Origin of the sequence: Gymnodinialimonas ceratoperidinii (assembly GCF_019297855.1) — a bacterium.
Classification (GTDB): Bacteria; Pseudomonadota; Alphaproteobacteria; order Rhodobacterales; family Rhodobacteraceae; genus Gymnodinialimonas; species Gymnodinialimonas ceratoperidinii.
This window is the reverse complement of record NZ_CP079194.1, coordinates 3,330,255-3,351,369: the sequence shown is the minus strand read 5'-3', so window position 1 is coordinate 3,351,369 and position 21,115 is coordinate 3,330,255. Positions and strand designations below refer to the sequence as shown.

At 58.3% G+C, this 21,115-nt stretch carries 19 protein-coding genes; 9 read left to right on the top strand and 10 right to left on the bottom strand.

What is annotated here, in order from left to right; genetic code table 11:
* Nucleotides 1–27 precede the first annotated feature (27 nt).
* From KYE46_RS16220 to KYE46_RS16215, 3 genes are all read right to left on the bottom strand, one after another.
* On the bottom strand, nucleotides 28–1,005 hold the full coding sequence (locus KYE46_RS16220) for a 2OG-Fe(II) oxygenase (protein WP_219002075.1): 978 nt from the start codon (nucleotides 1,003–1,005) through the stop codon (nucleotides 28–30).
* A 922-nt stretch (nucleotides 1,006–1,927) separates the two neighbouring features.
* Nucleotides 1,928–2,248, bottom strand: a complete 321-nt coding sequence (locus KYE46_RS17575) for a WD40/YVTN/BNR-like repeat-containing protein (RefSeq protein ID WP_346345212.1) — start codon at nucleotides 2,246–2,248, stop codon at nucleotides 1,928–1,930.
* 38 nt (nucleotides 2,249–2,286) lie between these two features.
* A complete protein-coding gene (locus tag KYE46_RS16215; RefSeq protein ID WP_346345211.1) occupies nucleotides 2,287–3,057 on the bottom strand; it encodes a beta propeller repeat protein in 771 nt (256 codons plus the stop codon).
* A gap of 380 nt (nucleotides 3,058–3,437) precedes the next feature.
* On the opposite strand from KYE46_RS16215, the gene KYE46_RS16210 reads away from it, so the two are divergent.
* The gene (locus KYE46_RS16210) at nucleotides 3,438–4,421 is read left to right on the top strand and encodes a PAS domain S-box protein (protein ID WP_219002073.1); all 984 of its coding nucleotides are present in this window, start codon (nucleotides 3,438–3,440) and stop codon (nucleotides 4,419–4,421) included.
* A 125-nt stretch (nucleotides 4,422–4,546) separates the two neighbouring features.
* Here KYE46_RS16210 and KYE46_RS16205 read toward each other — a convergent pair whose 3' ends face one another.
* The 3 genes from KYE46_RS16205 to KYE46_RS16195 form a co-directional block, all read right to left on the bottom strand.
* Entirely contained in the window at nucleotides 4,547–4,858 is a 312-nt protein-coding gene (locus KYE46_RS16205) for an H-NS histone family protein (RefSeq protein ID WP_219002071.1), read from the bottom strand.
* A 342-nt stretch (nucleotides 4,859–5,200) separates the two neighbouring features.
* Nucleotides 5,201–5,983 carry a lytic murein transglycosylase gene (locus KYE46_RS16200; protein WP_247716864.1) on the bottom strand — a complete coding sequence of 261 codons (783 nt, stop codon included), beginning with the start codon at nucleotides 5,981–5,983 and terminating at the stop codon, nucleotides 5,201–5,203.
* Between the two features lie 1,415 nt (nucleotides 5,984–7,398).
* Nucleotides 7,399–7,878, bottom strand: coding sequence for an SRPBCC family protein (locus tag KYE46_RS16195; RefSeq protein WP_219002069.1), 480 nt, complete (start codon nucleotides 7,876–7,878; stop codon nucleotides 7,399–7,401).
* 337 nt (nucleotides 7,879–8,215) lie between these two features.
* Here KYE46_RS16195 and KYE46_RS16190 point away from each other — a divergent pair, with 337 nt between their 5' ends.
* A complete protein-coding gene (locus tag KYE46_RS16190) occupies nucleotides 8,216–9,646 on the top strand; it encodes a sensor histidine kinase (RefSeq protein WP_219002068.1) in 1,431 nt (476 codons plus the stop codon).
* Nucleotides 9,612–10,037 (top strand): response regulator, encoded by a 426-nt coding sequence (locus KYE46_RS16185; protein ID WP_219002066.1) that lies wholly within the window; start codon nucleotides 9,612–9,614, stop codon nucleotides 10,035–10,037. The genes KYE46_RS16190 and KYE46_RS16185 overlap by 35 nt, the downstream gene beginning before the upstream one ends.
* Nucleotides 10,038–10,183: 146 nt before the next feature.
* On the opposite strand, the gene KYE46_RS16180 is transcribed toward KYE46_RS16185, so the two are convergent.
* Genes KYE46_RS16180 through KYE46_RS16170 form a run of 3 tightly spaced genes read right to left on the bottom strand, consistent with a single transcriptional unit; the run spans nucleotide 10,184 to nucleotide 12,355 of the window.
* Entirely contained in the window at nucleotides 10,184–11,083 is a 900-nt protein-coding gene (locus tag KYE46_RS16180; protein WP_219002064.1) for a dihydrodipicolinate synthase family protein, read from the bottom strand.
* 13 nt (nucleotides 11,084–11,096) lie between these two features.
* Complete coding sequence (locus KYE46_RS16175) at nucleotides 11,097–11,732, bottom strand: LysE family translocator (RefSeq protein WP_219002062.1); 636 nt, start codon at nucleotides 11,730–11,732, stop codon at nucleotides 11,097–11,099.
* A gap of 11 nt (nucleotides 11,733–11,743) precedes the next feature.
* The gene (locus KYE46_RS16170; protein WP_219002060.1) at nucleotides 11,744–12,355 is read right to left on the bottom strand and encodes a LysE/ArgO family amino acid transporter; all 612 of its coding nucleotides are present in this window, start codon (nucleotides 12,353–12,355) and stop codon (nucleotides 11,744–11,746) included.
* A gap of 94 nt (nucleotides 12,356–12,449) precedes the next feature.
* Here KYE46_RS16170 and KYE46_RS16165 point away from each other — a divergent pair, with 94 nt between their 5' ends.
* Complete coding sequence (locus KYE46_RS16165) at nucleotides 12,450–13,355, top strand: LysR family transcriptional regulator ArgP (protein ID WP_114291561.1); 906 nt, start codon at nucleotides 12,450–12,452, stop codon at nucleotides 13,353–13,355.
* Between the two features lie 143 nt (nucleotides 13,356–13,498).
* On the opposite strand, the gene KYE46_RS16160 is transcribed toward KYE46_RS16165, so the two are convergent.
* On the bottom strand, nucleotides 13,499–14,350 hold the full coding sequence (locus KYE46_RS16160) for a cation diffusion facilitator family transporter (RefSeq protein WP_038068544.1): 852 nt from the start codon (nucleotides 14,348–14,350) through the stop codon (nucleotides 13,499–13,501).
* A 63-nt stretch (nucleotides 14,351–14,413) separates the two neighbouring features.
* Here KYE46_RS16160 and KYE46_RS16155 point away from each other — a divergent pair, with 63 nt between their 5' ends.
* The 5 genes from KYE46_RS16155 to KYE46_RS16135 all read left to right on the top strand — a co-directional run bounded on the left by KYE46_RS16155 (nucleotide 14,414) and on the right by KYE46_RS16135 (nucleotide 21,097).
* Nucleotides 14,414–14,764 (top strand): ArsR/SmtB family transcription factor, encoded by a 351-nt coding sequence (locus tag KYE46_RS16155; protein WP_014132722.1) that lies wholly within the window; start codon nucleotides 14,414–14,416, stop codon nucleotides 14,762–14,764.
* A 594-nt stretch (nucleotides 14,765–15,358) separates the two neighbouring features.
* Nucleotides 15,359–18,754 (top strand): AAA domain-containing protein, encoded by a 3,396-nt coding sequence (locus KYE46_RS16150; protein ID WP_219002058.1) that lies wholly within the window; start codon nucleotides 15,359–15,361, stop codon nucleotides 18,752–18,754.
* A gap of 265 nt (nucleotides 18,755–19,019) precedes the next feature.
* Entirely contained in the window at nucleotides 19,020–20,201 is a 1,182-nt protein-coding gene (locus KYE46_RS16145) for a tyrosine-type recombinase/integrase (protein WP_219002056.1), read from the top strand.
* A complete protein-coding gene (locus KYE46_RS16140; protein ID WP_219002054.1) occupies nucleotides 20,185–20,754 on the top strand; it encodes a hypothetical protein in 570 nt (189 codons plus the stop codon). The genes KYE46_RS16145 and KYE46_RS16140 overlap by 17 nt, the downstream gene beginning before the upstream one ends.
* 52 nt (nucleotides 20,755–20,806) lie before the next feature.
* Nucleotides 20,807–21,097: a helix-turn-helix transcriptional regulator gene (locus KYE46_RS16135; RefSeq protein ID WP_346345210.1), complete on the top strand. Its 291-nt coding sequence runs from the start codon at nucleotides 20,807–20,809 to the stop codon at nucleotides 21,095–21,097.
* The last annotated feature ends 18 nt before the right edge of the window (nucleotides 21,098–21,115 follow it).

Sequence of the window (21,115 nt, the reverse complement as noted above, 5' to 3'; positions counted from 1 at the left end):
GGGGGAGGCCCACGAAAGCCGGCCGCGTCAGGCCTCGCTCTCCGATCCGACCCCGAACAAGCGTCGGGCGCGCAGCAGCAGTTTTCGTTTCACTCCGTCAGGGACCATGGCGATGACCGTGAAGAGCCGTCTGTATTGCCCTTCGGGGCAGTCGAGGGGTTTCACGCCGTGCCACGCGTCGAGACCGTTGCGGCAAAGGGCCGAGCGGTTGCCTACTGCCGAGACCGGAATGACCTCCCTGAAGTCGTTGAAGTCCGGGTTTTCGCGGTCCACCCGGCAATCTTTCAGGATCAACAGATCTCCGCCCCAATCCGCTCGCCAGACCTCGGGCGCGTTGAAGTAGAACAGGTGTATGGACAGCTTGCGCATGGTATCGCGATGGGGTGAAACCTCTGCGCCGGACATGCCCATGTGCCATGCACAGCGGAGCGAAAACTTATTCGTTTCCAAAATGTCGGACAGGAATTCTCGGTAATCTCGCCCCTCTATCTCTTCTAGAAAGCGGCGCCAAGACGCAGGGAGATCTTCAGGGAAGACGATGCCGGGACCGCGATAGCCGGGCGGGTGATAACGCGAGACCTTGTAGCCAAGATAATAGCGGTCATGCGGCCTCTGACCATTGCCGCGAGGCAGGCCTTCATGTTTCTCGAAATGCTCGAGGCTTGGATATTCGTCCAACAAGGTCCGGAAGCCCGCTGGCGTCAGCGGGTCGTCGATGCCTTGCCAGAAAGCGTGCCCATCGGGGGGAAGTGACGCCTTCGCTGCATGCAAGGTCGATTGGTTCAGAAACGATCCCATCGACAATCTCGTCTTGTAGTCCACGAGCCATGAAACTGGACGGCTCGGGTGACGGCGACCCGCAAACGCGGTCATCTCCCGCCAAGTCAATAATTTGAACTTGAAACGCAAACAGGCGCCGGGATGGCGGATGCTCGGATACACAAAAACGAAGCGACCGGAAAATTGCCGCCCTGAAAGGGTCGCATCGGATGGGGTGTCGGTCAAGGATGCAGAGCTCGCGCGGGACACGTCAGCCCATTGTCGCTCAAAGTTCAAAAGCGATGCATATTCTCGCGACGCTGCCGAGAGCGGCGAATGATATGCAAGCAACGGTCCACGCCCTCGCGCACCTGAAAGAGGTTCGGTGCGCTTTAGGTGCCAAAGCCTCGCGGGCCGTTCGTCTCCTCAAAAATTGGATGCACCTTCAAGTCGTCCTGTCGACGACCAAGCCATCTGCGGAGCGAGCAGCGGAATAGCTGTGAGAGAAGTTGGCGCAAAACGCATTAACGATGCGTATTCAAGGCAACCAACGCCCACCACTCGTACCAAGAAATCATCGGGAAATTTGGTAGCGGAGGAGGGACTTGAACCCCCGACACGCGGATTATGATGAGGGCTCGTGCATAAGCCAAGTCATCTAAATCCGGCCCATATCGCCACACAAGTCGAGCAAATGCAGCTATCTCGCGCCGTCAGACCTAGTCGGGTTGGCCCAACCTATCTCAATCAAGCCCATGCATTTTGGCACCCATTTGGCACCCACATGGCCTGTTTGGGGGCTGTGCAAATTTAACTTGTCGCAAATCTACGATCCCGGCGCTTTGATCGCAGCCGCCACTGTTCCCGCGATTACGTGTATCTCATAGGGATGCTACGCTTCTAAAACATAGTGTTGCTTGGAGCGACGGACTGAGGTGCAGACGAATCGGGCGTATACGCTTGTCTGTATAACATGTGCTTTCGGCCCAGAGCCGACGTTCAGGCAAGCTGCGGCGAAGGGCGGCAGTGAGCCCAAAGTGTCAGATGCTGCTTCTCGCACAAATGGCGGCTTAGAGATCAGACGGAGCAAGCGGATCGCGAATAATGTTTTGCTGCCAAGTTGAGATTGCGGTTTGGAATTCGGCGGCTCGAACTTCTTGAAGCTATGTTAAAACCCAAGGGTCTCCACCGACAGGATGGCAGGCAAATGTCGGGTAATTTCTGTCCAGTTTTCGCCTTCATCGAAACTGGCAAAGACCGATCCCGTGTTGGTTCCAAAATAGATGCCTGCTTCTGCATCTGTGGCCATAGATTGTCGCAGCACTGTGAAGAAGCAACCACTTTGCGGCAGTCCATTGCGTTTGGCTTCCCAGCTCTCGCCTCCATCTATGGATTTCCACACCGCGGCCGACGCATCGGGCGGGTACCGTCCAGCTGCGTCGCTGTTGAGCGGCAACACCCAGATCGTATTCGGATCATCGGGGTGCAATGTGATGGGGAAGCCAAAAGTGGAGGGAAGCCCATCGGTTACATCCGTCCAGGTGCGTCCACCATCGGGGCTGCGATAGGTCCCGTGGTGATTTTGTTGATACAAGAGACCACCGGGGCCACGCTGCATATTGTGCACACAGAGGCCGGTGTCACCGTCCCTCGGCGCGGCAGGATGGTGGTGTTCAGCGCACACCGAGTCATTGGATAGTCGGTTCCGCCTCTCCCAACTCTTTCCCCATCCTCAGTAGCAAACACCCCTGCTGCGGAAATACCCAACCAAAGTTTGTTCGCGTCATCTGGATCACCAAGTACGGTGTGTAGGACCAATCCGGCGGCTCCGGAGTTCCAGCTATCTCGGGACGGATGGTCTCGAAGCGCGCCGTTCTTTTTCCAAGTCGCGCCGCCGTCCGAACTATAAATCAGCTCGGCAGGATTCGTACCCGCATAGAGCACACCATGGGCAATGTGCAGCGACCACACCGCCTTGAGATCGGCGAACGGGACATCAGTGGATGTCCAATTAAAAAACGCTGCCGTGCCAGGATCAGAGGCCGCCCACTCATCAACTTGACCGTTCGAGAGCTTGCAAAGCTTCCACTTCTCACCATCCTCAGACCGCCAGACTCCCGCACCCGACCAGTCACCACCGCCACCTGCCCAAATCGCGCCTGTGCCAGGGTCACCGATCACGTGGTTGATCCCCCACCCATCGCAATGCGGGCCAGAGACAGAATAGTCTTTGCCACTCGGCGTTAAGATAAACGCACCCTTTGTGGTGCCGAGAAGTACTTTTACCGGCGCGCTCATCGTCATCCTCCACATGCGACGATAGCATAAAACCTGACAAAAGTCGCATCGGCGGCGGCCGGTGAGCGGACGTCATTAGATTAGACATTAAAGAGACATCAGTCCGGATTGCTAACCCAAGCTTCACTGCATGTGCTGCGCTCGGTCACGGGTGACCAGTTAGTAGCTGCTGCCTTGCAGCGATGATCCTACCTGATGAATGTTCTGTATGTGCTGGAAGTTGCCGCACCAACTAGGTGACGACACGTAGTCGCCGTCGTTGGCATCTTGAAAGCCGTCGAAATCTCGTGCTTTTTGGTTCGGGCAGCGACGACAACCGCGAAAGCTGGCAGATAGTACCGTCAATTAGATTTGTTTACTTGCGCGCAGGATCTTCGTCGATGAACACCTCGGATAACCTGAATGAGTATCTCGCAGCGATCATCGAAAGTTCGAACGATGCCATCATTACGAAGAACCTCGACAGTATCATCCAGACTTGGAACAACAGTGCCGAGCGCCTCTTCGGCTACGCCGCTCACGAGGCAGTAGGCCGGTCGATCACGATGCTCATTCCCGATGACCGGCAGCATGAAGAAGCCGACATCATCGCTCGCCTTCGTAGCGGCCAACGGATCGAACATTTTGAGACCGTTCGGCTGCGTAGGGACGGGACCTTGATCCCGATCTCTCTGACGATCTCGCCCGTTCGAAACAGGGCAGGAGAGGTGATCGGTGCGTCCAAGATTGCGCGCGACATTACCGATCAGAAGCAAGCAGAGAAGCAGCAGAAGCTTCTGCTCGGCGAGATGCGGCATCGCGTCGGTAACTCTTTCGCGGTGGCAGGGAGTTTGCTTGCCGTGACCGCGCGCCAGGTCGAAACTGCAGCCGAACTTGTGACGATCATGCAGAAACGTTTCGTAGCCTTGGCCTCCGTACATAGCCTCGCCTTGGCGGATCCGATGGGAGCGACCCAAGCGCGGCCCTATCTGAAAGATCTCGTCGCAAAGATCATCGAGCCTTTCGCCTCGGGCCAAAGCTGCACGTTGGAGATCGATAACATTCGCATCGCGTCGGAGGCAGTGACCCCCATCGCGCTGATTTTCCACGAGCTTTGCACGAATGCGACGAAGTACGGCGCGTTTGCACAAAGTGACGGCAGCATCGCGGTAACCACTAAGCGGGAAGGAGACCGCCTCGTTATTCAATGGCAGGAACGCTGCCAGATCGCCCCATCCAGTCTGAACAAAGAAGGCTTCGGTACGCACCTTTGTCAGACAGTCGTCGAGGCAACGCTAGGTGGCACAATCACCCGAAACTTCAAGAGTACCGGGATGGCCGCGTTAATTGACGTCGATCTCAACATTCTAACTGATAGGTGTTGAGTTTAGGTGTCCGGTGCCGTGACGCGAATGTGGGCTCAAGGCATCTTGCGGACCGGCGTCACGTCTTACGTGAGCCAGTCGGGTAGGGTTTATTGGCACAGGCTACGGATTAAGCATTGCCGTTCTTAGATGGCGAAATCGTCTAACGATTTTCCCGTGCCTAGCGCATCTTTTATCCAATTTGGCTGTCGGCCACGGCCCGACCAGGTCATCGCTGGGTTGTTCGGATGCCTATACTTTGGGGGTCTGGCAACTTTGGTTCCTTTGCCGCCAACGAGATCCTCCAACTTGTATCCGTGCTTTTGTGCGACGGCCTTAAGTTCAGCTATAGCATCGGCACGCTTGCGATTTTCGAAGGTCGCAATCGCCTCAGCTGCATCTTTTTGCAATTTCTTCAATTCTTCGATTGAAAGATTACCTAGTTCAGCTTTCGTCATGTGCCCAACGTCCTCTACTTGTGCGCCATCGCCTTACAGTGACGCGTTGCAGATGTAAAATACAGGTAATACGACGACGGATCGGTGGGGGTATCTGTAGCCAAAGGCTCTTTTCGCTGATTCAGTCTTCGGCACATCAAAACCGATGTTCTACCCGTCTCTTCTACCAAAGGGACAATAACAGCATGGTCGTCGCGGCTATCCCTCGAAGGCATTCTTACCTCAAAGAGACGGTACGATCAGCCACGGCTCATCCGTCAAATATTTGGTACAGCGATCATCAAAGATCAAATGGCGGCAGCCGCAGACAGCCAGCTGCTGACCGGTGCAATCTTGGCCTAATTAGGGTGAGCCTTCTATCTGGCGTGCCATGATCGCGATGGCGCGCTGATAGACTGGCGCGGCATTCCAGGCCTGAATTGCGGAAAAGTTACGTTGGCCCTCCTGATAGCCTCGGTTTGGTCGCCAGCCGTTTTGGCGCAAAAAGTTCGCGGTTGAAGCCATGGCATCGGTGAGATTGTTCATATCTAAGCGCCCGTCGCCATTGCCGTCTATCCCGTAGCGTAGAACGTTGCCGGGCAAGAACTGCGTGTGACCCAGTTCGCCATGCATCGCGCCGATCGAAGCGGAGCTTATTACTCCGCGATCCACGAGGAGCAGTGCGGCAAGGGCATGTTCACTAAAAAACGCAGAGCGGCGGCAGTCATAGGCAAGCGTTGCAATGGCGGAGACGACGTTAGCATCACCGAGGAAATTGCCAAAACCAGTTTCCATTCCGTGAATAGCAACAAGCACGGCAGCGGGCACACCGAAAGCACGCTCGAGCGAGCCGTAGAACTCAGCGTTCGCAGCTATTCGTTGCCTAGCCTGCCGGACAATTGTCTCTGCACCGCGAATGCGCATGAATTCTTCGAGCGAATAACTGAAAGAGCGCTGGTTGCGGTCTGCCGAGATCGTGCGGGTGGCGTAAGTCGTATTGGCTAGCGCTTGCATCCCGGCTTGACCGACACCAGCTGCAGCCGCTTCCACGGCAAATTCCTGTCTCCAGCGCATGAAGCCGGAGGCGTCGTCGCCGCAAGTTGCCGCCACGGCCGCTAGGGGTGCGTTGAGCAGTAGGCAAGCCATTATGGCGCGAACAAAGGTGCGGACTAGGCAAGCGTACATGATTAGTCTCCAATGGCGACTGGGTGACGATGATGAAACCGCGATAATGCTAGCAAAATAGAAGCGCGCATGGGCAAAAACTTTGCCACGCACGCATCACACGTTGGCAAAGGTTTCCTTGGCACCACCAACGTCAGATTGTTTTTTCTTGCGAGGGTATGATCCCTCTATAGTCGGCTGGACAACAGGGTGAGAACTTCTGCTCGCTCTACTTCTCGGTCAAATACCTTGGCCATGATGATGCTCCCTATAAAAAGGCCGCATCATACCCTCGATGTTAACTACTTATTAACTATTGAGCTGGAGGCTGAGTAGATGTTTGGTGGAGTATCAATGGCAGACGAAGATCTACTTGTTCGCATTGAGCGGCTCGAGGCAGCCTTGCTCGAATACATAGCTCGTTACGGTGTAACCGACCTCGCGATCAAAGCGTTCGCATCTCCAGCTGAGGGTGCCAGCCACACGCCTGATCAGAGCGACGGGGATGGACCCGTGTCTAACGTTCCAAAGATCGGTGACTAAGGAACGGTTTCTGACCTTGTGCAACGAAGGTGACTTTAGCAAGAGTTGACCTTCCATCAGTTCCGTCACGGGTAGTGCATCACAATGAAGCTTCTGAACCAACTATTCTTACTAGCAGTGATTTCTTCTTCTTTTGTCACCGGAGCCTCAGTTGGTGCTTCAGTTCCCATCATTCCTGCGGGAGAGGAATTTGCCTGCACTCCCACACATGTATGGGACGGTGATGGTCCCATTTGGTGCGAGGAGGGGCCTCGGATACGGCTTTCCGGAATAAACACCCGAGAGATGGATGGGACCTGTAACTCTAATAGCCCCTGCGAGAATGCCGATCCGTACATAGCTCGCGATGCGCTGGTAAGCATACTTGGTGAAGTAATAGGCGTCGGGCAACACGGCCATGTGTTGGTAGATGGCCCTACGCTTCAATGCTTGTCCGACGGCTCTGCTGGCAGGAACCGCACTGCGGCATGGTGCATCTCACCACATCACGGCGATATCAACTGCGCGATGGTTGAGGGCGGCTGGGCTGCCCGGTGGGATCGCTATTGGCAGGGACACGTCTGTCAGGATTGACGTGCGATTAGCAGGGCCCTGATCTGCGGGAGGGCATTGAACGGACGATTGTATCAGCCAACGCAAAGGGCGGAAATCGGACGTTCGCTGCAAGCGCGAAACGTTTGCCACCAAGGGCGGAAACCGGACTTTCGCCGCAGTTGCGAAGTATAGTTTCACCCTATGAGAAAGCAGACGTTCAGCAGCGCGTGGCACTTTCATCCGCAGCGAATGTCTCCTACGAGCCCACTTTTCTGGATGCTGCACATCGCGCGAAAGGCCTCTACCCATCTTGGCGTGTTTCAGCGCAAATTTGAACCGGCCAAGTCAGTGGCGGCCTGTTTCGCTTGCATGTCCGCCAGCATCCGAACGCGCGGTTCATGGCGCTTGCGATACAGAAACCGTGCCCAGAGTGCGAAGGCCCACGACATCCAGCCCGCGTCGATTTCAATGACGTCACGCAGCCGGGATCCCGATGGCTGCGGTTCGACAGTCAGCGTGTGGCACCACGACTTGACGCCTGCGCCCTTTTCGAAAGACCGTAATATCATGGCTTTGTCATCGCATTCCAGGACTTCCATGAAATACGGCTGAGGTGGCAACTTGCCGAACAGCGACACTTGCACAGTGATCTTCTGTCCCTGATGCACGCGACCGCTCGGCAAGCCTTCGAATTTGACAACGCCTTTCATGATCTCTTTGAGAGCATCGAGGTCCGTTGCCAACGCCCAGACCTCCTTTGCCGGGGCCGCGTATTCGTGCTCTTGGATCACGGTCTTCATAGATGTTCCAATAGCCTATAAAGTTTTGCCCCCTGGATAAAACGAAACCGGATATCGAAGCAACGAATTGAATGGCTTCTTCGTCCGCCAGGTAGACCTCAGCTGACGCCCCTTGAACCGGCCATTGGAACTTGTCGCTGCAAGACCAGTGCTCATCTTCGAGGGCTACTGACAATCGAAAAGCTATATAGCAGCCCTACAAACGCGTCTTGCTCGCCCAAGAGTCTGTTTGGTATCCGTGTTTCCAACATCACGCAGGGAATCGACGACGGTCATTCCTTAAGCTTGCATATTTGGGCTGAGCTCCCGCTAAATCGTGCTGCTGGAGGGCACCAGAATGGAAGAAGTGAGCCGTATCGATCTGGGGGTTTTTTTTGATGCGGCACCGTCGGCACAGATGGTGTTTACGCCAGACCTCCGGATTGTCGCGGCGAACCAACGTTATTGCGCCATGCTGGGCCGCCAGCCAGAAGATCTGGTCGGGAACCGGGTTTTCGAAGCCTTCCCAGCCAATCCAGACGACCCGAACTCGGACGCCGAGGCGGAATTGCAGGCCTCAACAGACGCAGTTGTCGCGACAGGCAAGGCACAGGAAATGCCATTGCGACAGCACGATGTCCAAGAAGCCGACGGCCGCTACGGCACAAGATACTGGCGCATCCTGAACTCACCCGTCTTCGCCGATACATCCGAGCCCGAACGCGTCACCCATGTGATCCATACAGCCGAAGACGTTACGCGGAGCGTTCTGGGGGAGCGCGCTGACGCTGCGAAGCGAAGGGCTGCAATGCGCGGCGCGGAACTCAGCTATTTCGAGCTCGACCCGGCCTCCGGGAGGCTGACCCGCTCGCCGCAATTGGATGCGCTGTTCGGCTTTGAAGCAGGAGAGACTGTCACAGCGGCAAAAGCGTTTTTCGACCGCATCCATCCCGATGACCTTGAGACGACTTTAGCCGAGATCGGGCTGGCCAGCCGAACCATAGGGTCCGACCTGAATCTTGATTACCGGATCGTGCGCCCCGATGGGGCCGTGCGATGGGCGATTTGCCATGGCGAGTCTGTCCGAAATCCGGACACGCATGAGGTCAGGATCGTCGGCATCGTCCTTGACGTGACATCGATCCGCGAACGCGAAGAGAGCCTGCGCGAGGCGGTCCAAGCGCGTGACGTGCTGATCGCAGAGGTTAACCACAGGGTGAAGAACTCTCTCCAGATGGTTGCGAGCATTCTTAGCCTGGAGGCATCTGCGACCACGGACGCGGCCGCGCGCGCATCGCTCAAGGCCGCTACGGCGCGCGTGAACGCCGTCGCGGCGATCCATGCCTCGCTCTACGAGGACGAAGACGTGCGTTCGGTCCAGATCGACAGATACCTGGAACGGTTGAAAGAGCACCTTCACGCTTCGCTTTCAGGTGAAGGCGGGGGTGTCCGGATCACACTCGACGTGGACCCAATCCGGCTTCCAACCGACAAGGCCGTCACGCTGTCTCTGGCGGTGAACGAGCTGGTCACCAACTCGTTCAAGCACGCCTTTGAGCCAGATGAAGAAGGCACCGTGACCATCAGTCTGCGGCGTAACGGCGACGACTTAATCACTCTCGAGGTTGCAGACGACGGAACAAACCGGGCTTCCGATCGTTCGGACATTAAGCCACCATCGTCAGGTCTCGGTCAGCGTTTGATTGAGGGAATGGCATCACAACTGGGTGGAACAATCGAGATAGAGAGTAAGAATGGCTGGCGGACAAGAATCTTTTTTCCCGAATGAGGGAGCCGCCACTCTGAAAGTTCTCGTGGTTGAAGACAACATCTTCATCGCGCTTGATCTGGAAGGGCAGCTTGATGAAATGGGACATGACGTCGTCGGCATCGCCGCGACTGCGTCAAAGGCGATCCAGATGGCCCGAGATTCCGTTCCTGATCTTGCAATCGTCGATCTTCAGCTTGCCGATGGGAGCCGCGGGCAGGATGTAGCGTTGGTGCTTCGTCGTGAGATGGATATTCCGTCCATCATCGTGAGCGGGAGCCTGCACCAAGTGACCGACGAAGAGAAAGCAGCGATTCGTCCGGACGCAATGCTTTCGAAGCCGCTGCTTTCGGGTGAACTTGGTCGCGCAATCGGAACCGCGAATATCTCAGGTAGCCCCAAGGACGAATGACGGCTATCGCAAACCGCATAAAGCGGACCTTAACAGCCAAAACTCGAACGGCAGCAAAGTCCGCTCTGCCGACCTCGGTGCTCGTTGCAGCTAACGTCTTCTTCGAGCCCTTTCAAGACATTCCCGGCGTAAGCACAGTCCCCTGATCAGACGGCGTCCTGGAGCAGCGGACGCAGCGCCACCTCGACCCTTTCGCGGGAGGCAGGCTCGAGCGGCAGGGTCGGACGCGGCGGGGTGATGCGCCCGAGACCGAGGATCTCCGCGATGGTAAACATCACGCGGAAGCTGCCGAACTCGCGGAACAGCGCCCAAAGGGGAGCGAAAGCGTGATCGATGCGCTCGGCTTCGGCCGCATTCCCGGCCTGAGACGCGCGGGTGAGCGCGAGAGCGGGTTCCGGCAAGAGGCCGGCCACGACGCTATACCAGCAGGCACCGCCGGCGAGCAGCGCGTCCTTCGCCCCCCAGTCGCCGCTATAGCCCACGGCGAAGCCATCCGGCGTCACGGCCCGCAGGCTCCGCATCTCGCCCGCGTAATCGCTGTCCGCCGGCAAAGGCATCTTGACCGCGGCCACGTTCGAGATTTCGGCCAGACGCGCGATCAGGTCCGGGCTGAAGGTGAATTTGGTGGTGCCCGGGTTGTTGTAGATGCACAGGGGCAGCTCGCCGGCCGCGGCGACGGCCTCGAAATGGCGAAAGACCTCATCATCGGTCAACGGCTGATATGACATGGGCGCGAGAAGCAGGCCGTCTGCGCCAGCTTGTCGGGCGTCTCGCGCAAGGTTCTCGGCAACATCGGTTGTTAGAGCGCCGATACCGACGATGAGCGGCGTCCGTCCTGCCACGCAGTCCACGGCAGCCCGCAGCGTGCGCTTGCGCTCTTCCGGTATCAGGTAGGCGTATCCGCCGGTGCTGCCGAGCAGTCCGATGGAATCCGCTCCCGCAGCCACGATCCGCTCGAGGAACCGTTGCAGAAGCTCGGGTTTCAGCTGCCCCTCGTCATCAGTGGGAGTGAGCGGGAAGGCCGACAGGCCGGTGAACAAGGTCATGCGAATATCTCCTTCAAAAGCGTGACATGAGCAGGCGGAGACCGGCGAACCCGAAGAAGGCGGCCAGAACGCCCTCGATCCCGCGCCGGGCCTTCCGGTAGAGGCGGATCATCGGTGCCGTCGAAAACACGAGCGCGTAGCCGGCGAAGATCATCACGCTCAGGACCGCACAACCTGCCAGAATTGTGGCCACGTCACGCCAGGATGGCTCAGCGCCGAGGCCGAGCGTGACCAGGGCGATCCAGGCCAGCACCGCCTTCGGGTTCGCCAAATGCATGATCAAGCCATGGCGGTAGAGCGCGATCGAGGACGGAGGAGTCTCTTCTCGCGCCGGTCCGTTTGAGGTTGTCCAGTCTGACGTCAACGCGCTTCGGGCCGCCCGCACCGCAAGGTAGAGCAGGTATAGGCCGCCGCAGATCTTCAGGAGGATCAGGGCCTCGGCATAGCGCGCGAGCAGCGCGGAAACACCGGTGGCCGCAGACAGCCCCCAGAACAGCGATCCGGAGATGACGCCCGCCGCCAGGGCCAGCCCGGCCCGGCGACCATGGTTCATCGCCACGCCCATGATCCGAAGGGTGCTCGGACCGGGGCTCCCGGCCGCGATCACATAGGCGGTGAAGACGACGAGCAGGTGGTTGAAATTCTCCATGACGTGTCCTCTCAGGTTCCGGCCAGCAGCTTGAAGGCGATGAGCCACATTACCAGCGCGATGAGCGTCTCCAGGACGCGCCAGGCCGCTGGCCGCTCGAACATCGGTCTCAACTTGGTGGCACCGTAGCCGAGAGCGAAGAAGAACACGAACGACCCCAAAATCGCGCCGATCGCGAAAGACCCTTGGCTGTCGGTGAACTGCGTGGAAATGGTCCCCAGCAGGACGACCGTGTCAAGATACACATGGGGGTTCAGCCAAGTGATCGCGAGGCAGGCGATCAGCGTGCGGAAGAGATCGGTCATCGGCAGCGAGGAATCCGCGGCCAACGCCTCATTCGAGCGCAACGCGGACAGAAGACTCTTCACGCCATACCAGATCAGAAAGGCCGCGCCGCCGTAGCGCATCACCGGCTCGAGCCAGGGCAACCACTCCGAGACGGTGTGGAAGCTGGTCACCCCGACGGTGATCAGGATCGCGTCCGAGACCGCGCAAGTGAGACAGACAGCCAGGACGTGCTCGCCGCGCAACCCCTGTCGCAGCACGAAGGCGTTCTGCGCGCCGATCGCCACGATGAGGCTGAGGCTCATCATCATGCCGGTGAAAAAAACTGCGATATCCATATGTGGGCCTCTGGTTCAAAAAACTGCCCTTGGACTATTCGGTCGCAGTAGATTAGACAAATTAAAGACGCTGATGCCAATAAAGGAAAACTAAATGGCTGTGGACTATGCAGCTCTTCGCGCCGTCGCCGCGGTCGTCAGGACCGGCAGCTTCGAAAGAGCCGCCGCTTCTCTCAACGTGACCCCGTCGGCTGTCTCGCAGCGCATCAAGCATCTCGAGGAACGCCTCGGCGCGGTGCTCATCGAGCGTGGAACGCCATGCACCGCCACGGACAAAGGCCTTGCGCTTTGCCGGCACATGGACCGCGTGGGGATGCTCGAAAAGGATCTCATGGAACATCTGCCTGAACTTTCCGGGGCGGAAGGTGCCGGACAGGTAACCCTCAACGTGGCGACGAACGCCGACAGCCTCGGGACCTGGTTTCTCGAGGCCATCGCCTCCTTCACCAGGGCCACCGACTATCTCGTGAATGTGGCGATCGACGACGAGGACCATACCGCCGACTGGCTGCGGCGCGGTCGCGTGCTTGCCGCCGTTACCTCGCTGGAACGTCCTGTGCAGGGGTGTCGTGTCACGCCGCTCGGTGCGCTGCGCTACCAGGCGACGGCGAGCCCCGACTTCGTTGCCCGATACTTCCCTGACGGCCTCACGAAGGAGGCGTTCCAACGCGCGCCCGCTCTCACCTTCGACCAGAAGGACCGGCTCCAGAACGTCTGGGCGCGCGAGGTTTTCGGGCAAGACATGTCATTCCCCACGCACTGGCTTCCTTCGACGCAGAGCTTCCTTGAGGGAAGCCTCGCCGGCATGGGGTGGGCGCTCAATCCGGTACAGCTCGCCAGACGCCATCTCGAGCGCGGAGATCTGGTCGAGCTGGCCCCCGGACAGATGCTGGAGCGGCACCTGTTCTGGCAGATCAATCGGCTGGCCGCCGACCAGCTTCACGAGCTGTCCCGGTTAATACTCACGGTAGCGCGGCGGGAGCTCAGCTCGCAAGCATGACGCTCATTGGAAACGACAGCTTTGTCCGCTAAGTAGGCCTCAGCGCTCGATGCAGCTAATGTCAGGAACGAGCCCAAAGTTCCGGACTCGCTGCGCAGTGGCGAATGTCGGTTTCCGGTTCGCACGTCAGCTTTTCCGCCAGATCACTCGGTTTCTGACAGATCACTCCGCGCATCCCGGATGATCATCCATGACGAATGCAGGAACAGCCCTGCGATGGCGAAAGCAACGATGAGGTCAGGCCAGGCACTGCCGAGCCAGGCGACCAGTCCGGCAGCGATCACCACGGCAAGGTTGCCGATGGCGTCGTTCCGGGAGAACAGCCATACGGCCCGCATGTTGGCGTCGCCCTTGCGGTGTTTTAGCAGCGGCAGCACCGCAAGAATGTTTACGATCAGCGCGCCCACGGCGAAGGCTCCCATTAACCCGGCCTCTGGTGTCGTCTGATTCAGGACACGCCAGATTGTGCTGCCGACAACGCCAAGCCCCAGAAATCCCAAGAACACGCCCTGGATCATCGCCGACCGCGCCCGCCATGTCAGACTCCAACCGATAGCGAGCAGGCCCAGAAAGGTGATTGCGCCGTCGCCCAAAAAATCCAGGGCATCTGCTTTCAAAGCTTGCGATCCGGACAGGAACCCGCCGAACATCTCGATCACCCCGTAGCCGAGATTGAGCAGGACCACGATCCAGAGCGCGCGGCGATAGCTCGGGTCTTTGTAAGCCGGATCGGACGATGTATCCCCGCTCTTGATCAGCTCAAAGCCATAGCCGGTTGCGTCCAGTGCTGGACGCACTTTCGGCAAGTCGTCTTCGGCGATCCGCAATGTCATGACATGGGTTGCGGCAGACACCTTCACATCGCCTTCAGCCACGCCCGCAGACCGAGCGGCCCGTTCGATCTCGGCGGCATCCTTGGCGCAGTCCATGCCATGCACCCGCATCCGGATCGGCAAAGACGTTGTAGGCAATGTGGTGTTATCTGCTCGGCTCATATGCGATCCTCTTGAAGGTAGCGTGCGAAAGAAGTCGCCGCTAACGTATCAGTGGATAATGATATGACATTGCAAAACATTCAAGACGATCTTTCGGCAGCTGACACCCTTGAGCCGCGGGCAAAGCTCTTCCGGGGTCTCGGCGACCCCAGCCGTCTTGCGATCCTCGATGCGCTACTGTCGGACGAACGCAGCGTGCAGGAAATCGTTACCCAAACAGGGCTTGGTCAGCCCAATGTCTCGAACCATCTGCGCTGCCTTTTGGATTGCGGTCTGGTCAGTCGCAGGAACGAAGGTCGGTTCGTCCGGTATCGCCTTGCGGACAGGCGGATCGCTGATCTCATCCGCGACGCAGATCAACTACTTGCCTCGACAGCCGTAGGGGTCGATGCCTGCCGAAGCTATACGGATTAACCGACGTGTCCTGCTGCAATGTTCTATTGGTGCGCCAGGCCTAAAGCAGCCATTTGCGCAGCCGCAGCAAAATGGCGCTTTGTCCGCTTAGCGGACCTTCCTGCACCGCGTAGCGCAGGCGGAAATGCGGAACGCCGAGGTTAACTTAACACTATTACCAATACGGTTTCACGCCACAGTGCTCTGGCCGATCTTGGAAAGTGTTAAGCACCCTTCCTTTGCATCTGACATGAAACGGTTGGGTTTGAACCAAAACCGGTGTCTTTGATCATGGAGGCTTCCCCGTTGCCGTATAGACAGCCCTGTAGCGATCGGCCCATAACCGACCTTTGCCAAAGCCGCCATCACTGCGGCGCGGCTTCCCGGAACCAGACTTTCTCATCGCGGTGAAGAATCGTCCGGATGGTGAAGATCCGATCTGCTGAGGGAGGGGACTTTCTGAGTTGAATACGAAGCGGCGCGGCGACGGGCCGGAGACCTGGAAGGCCAGCACTTGCCCTTCCACTTTCAAAAGGACACTAATCAGGAAATCTCAAAGCAAGCCATAGAGCTTACTCAATTTTCTGCCCGCAACAGTCCCACGGTGATCCCCTCATGGCCGCACTACTGTCCAACGTCCTGCGGTATTGGCGGACATCTCTGGCGGATGGTGCGCTTGGTGAAGGGACGTTTCGGACTGCGGATCGAAAAAGATTTCTGGTGCTCCCGAATGAAGCGCTGAAGACGGGTAGCCTTCCCAAGCAGCTGGTCCAGACACTGTTCAGCGGAAAGGATGGTTCTACAACGATTTCGGTTCGCTTCTGGCCCTTGGTGACCGCCCGCAAAGCCTCACATGCCGCGTCGCGCGCCGATGGGATGCCAGAAATTGTCGCCCCCGTGGTCACCGAGGGCATCGTGGATCGGGCGGGGCGGATCGTGCCGACTCGCAATACCATTGCGCGCGACCTGCTGACGCCCTTGCCCAGGGGTGCCTTTGCCCTTGGATCGGTGGAGGCGCTCGACGATTTCCTCACGACGACGCCCCTTCCTGAAATGGCGACGGCCGACAGGTGGCAGGACTACCGCAAGCATTGCCGTCAGATGGTCGACGCCCTGGCGCCGGCCTGGCCCTCTGACGAGGCGGAGTATCTGCCGACCGGAAGCGGATTCATTGAGGTATCGGAAGGCGCCGATGCAACGGTGCGCGGGATGCTGGATCTTTACGACAGCCTGCTAGCCAATGAACGGGACACGCCGCTTCTACACCAGATTGCGTTGCCCCATCGCCCTGAGACCGCGATGGACCACGGCATCGAGAAGGAATTCTATCGGCGCCTCGGGCATTCGAATCCACACTTCCCCTTGGCCGAACAACAACGGCATGTCCTGGCCTGGCTCGACGTCGCAAAACCGGGCGAGGTGATCGCGGTGAACGGCCCGCCAGGGACCGGCAAAACGACGATGCTCCTCTCCGCTGTGGCAGGGCTGTGGGTAAAGGCTGCTCTCGATGGGGGAGAGCCGCCTGTGATCGTCGCGGCCTCGTCCAACAACCAGGCGGTCACCAACATCATCGACGCCTTTGGTAAGGATTTCGCAGTGGGCGACGGCGTATTTGCCGGGCGCTGGCTGCCGGACATCAAGAGCTTTGGGATGTTTCTCCCGTCGCATTCCCGGCGCATGGAGGCTGCGCAGCGCTATCAAACGGAGGCCTTCCAGACGGAATGTGAGTCCGTGGCCTATGTCGAACGCGCACGGGCCGCTTGGCTGGACGCGGCTGGCAAGGCATTCCCGGGTGTAAAGGACGCAGACGTCGCCGGGTTTGTCGCGCTGCTCCGAGATCGGCTGAGCGAGGAGGCCAACAAGCTCCGACAGGTCGACGAGGCTTTGGGCCGCCGCAGAACCTGCGCCGCCGCCCTCTTATCCGAGCTGGGCGAAGATCCGGGCGCAGAACAGACCCGTCGCGCGGATACGCTCCGCGCCAGACAAGAAGAGGCGGATCGACTGGCCGCCGCACGCGCGGCGCTGGATCACTATTTTGCCTCCGAATCTTGGCTCACCGGCCTTTTCGGGTTCATTTCTTCGGTCAAGCACAAGCGCGCTTTGAAGGCGCGACTGACTATCGGAGATCGGCTGGACGGGTTGCAAGACATGACCTGTGTCGAGGATATCGAAACGCGGGTCGCGGATGCCCTGAGACACGGGAAGCAGAGCCTTGCCTCTGCCAAACAGCTCTTGGCCCGAGCAGAGGACCTGAGACAGCAAGCCACGGCCAGCGAATTGGCTTGGCGCGAGGCGGCTGAGGCCTTCGGGGGCTCGGATGACTTGGACGCGCTGGAGCGGCGGGCTGATCTCGGGACCCGTTTTGACTTGTTCCTGCTCGCGACCCACTACTGGGAAGGACGGTGGTTGATGGCAATGGAAGCCGATCTCGGCACCATCACCACGTCGCATGAAAAGACCGGGCGAAAGGCCGTCGAACCACGCTGGCAACGTCGCATGATGTTGACGCCCTGCGCCGTGGCCACCTTTGCCAGCCTGCCGAAGAAGCTGTCGTGCAGCCGCTACCAAGGCGGCAAGTTCGCGTCCGACAGCCTTTATAATTTCATCGACCTGCTAATCGTCGATGAAGCTGGGCAAGTCCTGCCCGAGGTCGCTGGCGCCTCGTTCGCCTTGGCCAAACGCGCGCTGGTCATCGGCGACACGCAGCAGATCGAGCCGATCTCGGCCGTGCCCGGCCCTGTCGATATTGGTAATCTCAAGGACAGCGGGGTGATCGACGGCGAGGAAGTGCCCGATCGCTTGTCCGCGAGCGGCATCCGATCAACCGACGGCAGCGCCATGCGTCTTGCGCAGCAGGCCTGCAAAGTCGCGCCCTGGCCCGAGCTGGATCGCGGGCTCTACCTATTTGAACATCGCCGTTGCCATGATGAGATCATCGGTTTCAGCAATGCCTTATGCTACAAGGGCAAACTGCGCCCGATGCGCGGCCCCGCACCGGCGAACGCGCCCCTTCCGGCACTGGGTTACCTGCATGTCGAAGGCCGTGCCTTCTCGAACAGTGGCAGCCGCGCCAACCCCGTCGAGGCCCATACCATCGCAGCATGGCTGGAAGAAAACCGCGCACGTCTGGAAGGCCGCTACGGTTTTCCGCTTGAGCAGGTTGTCGGGCTCGTCACGCCCTTTGGCCAGCAAGTGCGCGCCATCCGGGACGCCTGCACCGCACGCGGCATCACCGTGTCCGGTCGTGAAGGCATGACCATCGGCACCGTGCACGCGCTGCAAGGGGCCGAACGGCCCGTGGTGATCTTCTCGCCAGTCTACTCCAAACACGCGGATGGCGGTTTCATCGATGCCTCGCCCAGCATGTTGAACGTGACAGTGTCGAGGGCCAAGGATAGCTGCCTCGTCTTCGGCGATATGGACATCCTGGCCACCGCCCGCAGCGGTTCTCCACGCGCATTGCTGTCCGAATTCCTTGCGGCCAAGGGCAAGGCGTTGGATTTTGCCATGGAGCCGCGCGAGGACCTGACCCGCGGCGACGCTCAAATCGAGATGATTCAGCACTCCGCTGAGCACGATGCCTTCCTCTTGAATGCACTAAAGGGCGAGGGGCGGAGATACATGATCGTCAGCCCGTGGGTCGTTGCCGGAACGATCGAGCGGACTGGTCTATTAGACGCTATGGCGTCCGCTCGCCAGCGTGGGGCAGACATCCAAGTCGTTGCCGATCCTCTGCTGAACACCGGCCCGGCCGCAGGTGGGCTGAGCCAGATGGAAGCTGTTGAACGCAGGCTTTCCGCGATCGGTGTCGCGGTTCAACGGGTTCCGAAACTCCACAGCAAGATCGTGACCGTCGACAAGGCGCTTCTCTGTGTTGGATCATTCAACTGGCTCAGCGCGGATCGGAACGGGCAATTCGCCCGGCACGAAACGTCGTTTGTCTATCGTGGCCCGCACCTTGAAGATGAAATCAAGACCATCCAGGACGGCCTCGCGCGACGCGCGAAGTAGCAGTCGTCCTCAAAGCCGCCGTTGATGTATGTTGCAGCGAATTGCAGCTTCCCGCCCTATGTTTCCGATGTCGCGCTTGAGGGTGAGGTCCGCTTTGGAAGTGGGTCTGCAGTTTGCCGAGTGGAAGCGCAGATCACGAGCATGAATATAGCGTCCATACGCGGCCTAAGTCTGAGGATAGTGTGGGAAGCATCCGCTTCAGTGCGCCTCAAAACCCCTCAGATTGTCCCTGACGCCGAAGCCTCCACTATCTTAGACTGTCGCTATGAAGAAAGTCCTAACCACCAAGTTGCTTAATAGTCTTGATCCTGGTGAGAAGAACCGTATCGAGGTTCGCGATGCCAAGATGCAAGGCTTCGGCGTGCGTGTGTACAGGACCGGGAGGAAGGTCTTCGACTACAAGTGCCGTGTGGACGGCCGCCGCCTTCGAATTGCGGTCGGGACGTATCCTTTGATTTCGCTAGCTGAGGCTCGGCAGAAAGCGACGCAGATCGCGCGGGATGTTGCACTGGGGGTATACGCGGCAAAAGACGATTTGCCAGTTGAGGCAACTCCTACACTCCGTGAGGTCGTTGATCAATTCATCGACCTGTACGCGAAACCAAACACCAAAGACTGGCGAGGATCACAAAGCATCCTCAGGAAGTTCCGGTCCCTGTTTGACAGGCCCATTGATGAAATCAGACGCCGCGACGTTGTCGCCGTTCTCGACTCTATCATTGCAAGTGGCACGCCGACACGAGCGAACCGTGCACTGGCCGCCATCAAGAAGCTCATGAACTGGTGCGTTGACCGGGGCATGATTGAAGTCTCTCCGATTGCGGCCCTCAAGCCCCCGAGCCGAGAATACGCCAGAGACCGGGTGTTGACGGACCAAGAGTTGATCGCAATCTGGAACGCTGCTGAGGGGGAAGGGTATCCGTTCGAGCAGTTTATCAAGATGCTGCTCCTGACGGGTCAGCGACGTGGCGAAGTCGCAGGGATGCGCTGGTCGGAAATTTTTTTCGAGGACGGCATCTGGACGCTACCCGGTGCGCGTGTGAAGAACTCGCAGGTCCACATGGTGCCGCTTCCAGAGGCTGCGATCGATCTGCTCCATGCAGTGCCACGGTTCATTGATAGCGACCTTGTGTTTACGACGAACGGCAGAAACCCGGTGTCTGGCTTCGGTCGCCTCAAGCGACGCTTAGATGCGGCATTGCCCGACGACACAGCCGACTGGCGCTTCCACGACTTCCGGCGGACAGCGTCAACAGGGATGGCCAAACTGGGTGTGCTGCCGCACGTCATCGACGCTGTAACGAACCACAAATCAGGGGTCGTCTCAGGCGTTGGGGCAACATACAATCGCTATACGTACTTGACCGAGAAGCGTCATGCGTTGGAGCAATGGGCGCAGGTCGTAGGCAGTCTAGGTAAGGATCATAAACTTGAGCCGCATAACTAAACCTGAGTTTGTAGATCCTCGCGAAGCATTTCAAATTGTGGGAAATCTCTCTTTTGGAAGAGCTTGGAGTGAGGAGTTTGTTTGGGACGAGGAGTCGCCTCTGAGAGTAGATGCGATGGCCAATCTCCGGTTGGCGCTAGAGAGCGGCAAAGTGCGGACGACTTACTTCACGGGAGACCGTCAGCGACAGTTGAAGGCAACCGACGCAGCGGCAGAATTTTTCACTATCGAATTGGAGAAGAATTCACTTTGGCTGGATGGTCCGGGACGAGTCGATGCCAGAATTCACGTAGAGGATTTGACTGCCTATATTCGATCTAAGGTTAGTGGTGGTAAGCCATCTAAGTTGTCTGATAGGTCACGTTGTCGGGATTGGATTATCGAGCGCATCAACAATGGTGAAGAGGTGAAGCCTGCAGCAATGTTGAAAGAAGAAGCCAGAAGGGTGTTTCCGACATTGTCTTTTAGAAGCATCTCTGACGCTCGAGAAGAAGCTATCGTGTACACTGGTCGATTTGATCTCAAAGTGGCCGGAAGGCCAAAGTCGACCTAATTCACTTAATCTAATCACTACGTGTCTTTATTTCCGATGTCTATTTTCGCCAATGGAATTCTGGGAACTCTCTGATGTTCGGGGCAACCCGGTCCACCATTGGAGAGAACAGATGTACGATATTTCTAACAAAGGTCCTTTAATTGTTGGGCGAGATGGCCTGACAGAACTGGGCATTCGCGTATCCAATTCCACGCTACTGCGTTGGGAGTTTGACGGCCGTTTCCCACGTCGCATCCGCATGGCAGGTTGCAGCGTGGCCTGGCCTGCCGACGAGATCTTAGCATGGGTCGAGGACCGAAAAACTGAGCGTTCGCGAACGCACTACGCACGCCCCGACTAACTAACTCCGATATCATCA